Raw genomic sequence first — 2,900 nt, forward strand, 5'->3', positions numbered from 1 at the left:
GCTGATTGCAGTCGCTTAATCGGCGCAAGTGACTGGCAGCAGTTGACCCTGAGATTGCCGGGACCGGACCTGATCAGCCATTGAGCGAACTCAGTTCTGCTGAATTGCTTGCGCCAATCGCGCAACCCCTTTTTTGATTTCAGTCGGCGTCAACCCGGCATAGCCCATGACCAGTCCGGCACACTTTTTCCGCCTGAGCTTGTCGCCTGCCGAGTAAAGCGGCGTGATGCTCCAAATGCCTATCCCGATTGCTTTGGCGCGCGCGATCAGATTTGGTTCATCTTCGATTTGAAAATCTTCCAACCAGACGACGATGTGCAAACCTGAAGCAGTACCTTCAACTTCAACACGCTTGGGCAGGAATTTTTGGATCGCCTCGATCAGTACAGCCCTTTTGGTCTCGTTCGCCCTTCTGACCCGCCTGATATGTCTTTCGTAGGCCCCACTTTGGATGAGTTGGGCAATCACTAATTGATCAGGACTCGGCGTATGTCGATCAGTCAGTTGCTTGGCCTGACGGAAAACCTTCACCAGTTCCGCAGGCAACACCAGATACCCGAGTCGCAACTGCGGTGAAAGTGTCTTCGAAAACGTTCCGATATAGATGACTGAGCCATCGACATCCAGCGACTGCAGCGTCTGCACAGGTTTTAAGCCGTAGCGAAATTCACTGTCATAGTCGTCCTCGATGATCCAGCAGCGGTTTCTGGCCGCCCATGCCAGGAGTTCACGACGGCGGCTGATGGACATGACGGACCCAAGCGGGAATTGATGCGATGGGGTCACATAGACCAGCGCGTTTTTGACATTTGGCAACTGGTCGCACATGAGTCCTTGTTCATCGACGGTGATCGGCGAAACGTTAGCCCCCATGGCTTCAAAATTCAGCCGTGCACCCAAATAGCAAGGCTCTTCCATCAAGACCTCTGATCCAGGCTCCACCAGCAGCCGCGCACAAAGATCAATGGCCTGTTGTGCGCCTTGGACAATGATGATTTGCTCCTGAGAGCACGACAAACCTCTTGCCCGCAGCAAATAGCCCTGAAGTTCGGAGCGCAACTCGGCTGCACCTTCGGGCGCGGCATAGTAAAGACTGGACTGCCGCTTCATAAGCGCTTGGTTGTAGATCTTTCTCCACATGAGCCGGGGAAAGTCTTCATCCGCAATGGCGCCGTAGAGAAAGTTGATTTCTCTTGGTTTGATTTCAGGCGTTACGGGTAGCTTCAATGCCGAGGTACGACGCCCGTAGGCCGACAGCTTGCGTTGCTCGCTTGGAATGGGTTTCAGGGATGGACGATGTGCCTTCGCAGGGTGAGGTAAGTTCAAGGACACGCGAGCGCGTGAACCATGTGCTGTTTCGATATACCCCTCGGACACGAGTTGTTCGTAAACGGTGACCACAGTAGACCGAGAGACGCCCAGATCGGATGCCAATGCGCGGGTTGAGGACAGTTTCTCGCCCGGGCTGAGTTCTCCAGCATGAATCTTGAGTCGGAAAATTTCACAGACCCGCTGGACCGATCCGATTTTTTGCATGCTGAACTGGTATGTTTAATTTGTTTATAAATGGATCTTCATGGTAAACCAGAATTGCCTGAAAATCCGGTCATCAAATTCTTCAGAGACCCGTTGAAACCATGTACATTCCAGCCCACTTTTCGATCAAAAACGCTGAGCTTATGCACCAGATCATTCAGGCCCACCCTTTGGGCGTTCTGGTGACTATGACCCCCGAGGGCCTGGACGCCAATCACATTCCTTTCGAACTGGATGCTGGCCGTGGCGTGCTCACGGCGCATGTGGCAAGGGCTAATCCCGTTTGGCAACAATGCGGCAATGGAATGGACGCATTGGTGATTTTTCGCGGCGAAGAAAGCTACATTTCCCCAAACTGGTATCCCAGCAAACACGAATTCCATCGCCAAGTACCCACTTGGAATTACGAGGTTGTGCACGTCCATGGACGCATGGTCGTTCAGGACACGGAAAAGTTTGTGCGTGGCGTGGTGGGTCGCCTGACTCGCAAGCATGAAGCCATAGAAGAAAAACCATGGAAGATGGGAGATTCAACCCCCGAGTTCATCGACGGCATGCTCAAAGCCATTGTTGGCATTGAAATCTCCATCACACGGATGGAAGGTAAGGCCAAGCTGAGCCAGAACCGTGAGGACCGAGACCGCCTCAATGCCTCAGACGTACTGGCAAGGCAAGGCGACCTAGAGCTTGCGAATGCGATGCGCAACGCAAAGCCAATTCAACAGCCGTGAAACGGATTTTCTAAATTGGAGGAATCGAAATGATGATACGAATGGCACGCGAAGCCGACTTCCACCAGTGGCTCCCACTTTGGCAGGGCTACCAAACTTTTTACAAAACCAACATCCCCGAGGCTGTGACACAACAAACGTGGGTGCGGTTTCTTGACCCTACTGAGCCAATGCACTGCGCAGTGGCCGAAAAGGAAGGTTTGCTTATTGGTATGGTGCATTACATCTTTCACCGCAGCTGCTGGACTGCAGGAGACTACGTTTACCTGCAAGACCTATTCGCAGCGCCTGAACTGCGCGGAAAAGGCGTGGGACGCGCATTGATCGATCATGTGTATGCGGCAGCAAAAGCGCAAGGCGGCAGCCGAGTTTGGTGGCTCACGCACGAGACCAACACCGATGCCATGCACTTGTACGACAAGATTGCCGACAAGAGTGGCTTTATTCAATACAGAAAATTGATGACTTGAACCACCGTCAGGCATCTTGATCAGTGGTCTTGGGACCGGATCTTGAAAATCGGCGAAAGCGAAAGTTGTTTCAGATCCCGCCCCATAACGAAGGCTTAATGGGCAATGACCGTTATTTAGCACCGCCAGACTTTCCAACAAGAAGCGAACTGCTGCTTTCGCT

At 52.6% G+C, this 2,900-nt stretch carries 3 protein-coding genes; 2 read left to right on the top strand and 1 reads right to left on the bottom strand.

Features of this window, described 5'->3' with window-relative positions; translation table 11 throughout:
- Positions 1-90 precede the first annotated feature (90 nt).
- A complete protein-coding gene (locus B9Z40_RS16965) occupies positions 91-1,536 on the bottom strand; it encodes a PLP-dependent aminotransferase family protein (protein WP_100174542.1) in 1,446 nt (481 codons plus the stop codon).
- Positions 1,537-1,637: 101 nt separating this feature from the next.
- Between B9Z40_RS16965 and B9Z40_RS16970 the strand changes: the two genes are divergently transcribed.
- The gene (locus B9Z40_RS16970) at positions 1,638-2,267 is read left to right on the top strand and encodes an FMN-binding negative transcriptional regulator (protein ID WP_100174543.1); all 630 of its coding nucleotides are present in this window, start codon (positions 1,638-1,640) and stop codon (positions 2,265-2,267) included.
- A gap of 29 nt (positions 2,268-2,296) precedes the next feature.
- Positions 2,297-2,737 (top strand): GNAT family N-acetyltransferase, encoded by a 441-nt coding sequence (locus B9Z40_RS16975; RefSeq protein WP_100174544.1) that lies wholly within the window; start codon positions 2,297-2,299, stop codon positions 2,735-2,737.
- The last annotated feature ends 163 nt before the right edge of the window (positions 2,738-2,900 follow it).

Source organism: Limnohabitans sp. 15K, assembly GCF_002778285.1.
Classification (GTDB): domain Bacteria; phylum Pseudomonadota; class Gammaproteobacteria; order Burkholderiales; family Burkholderiaceae_C; genus Limnohabitans_A.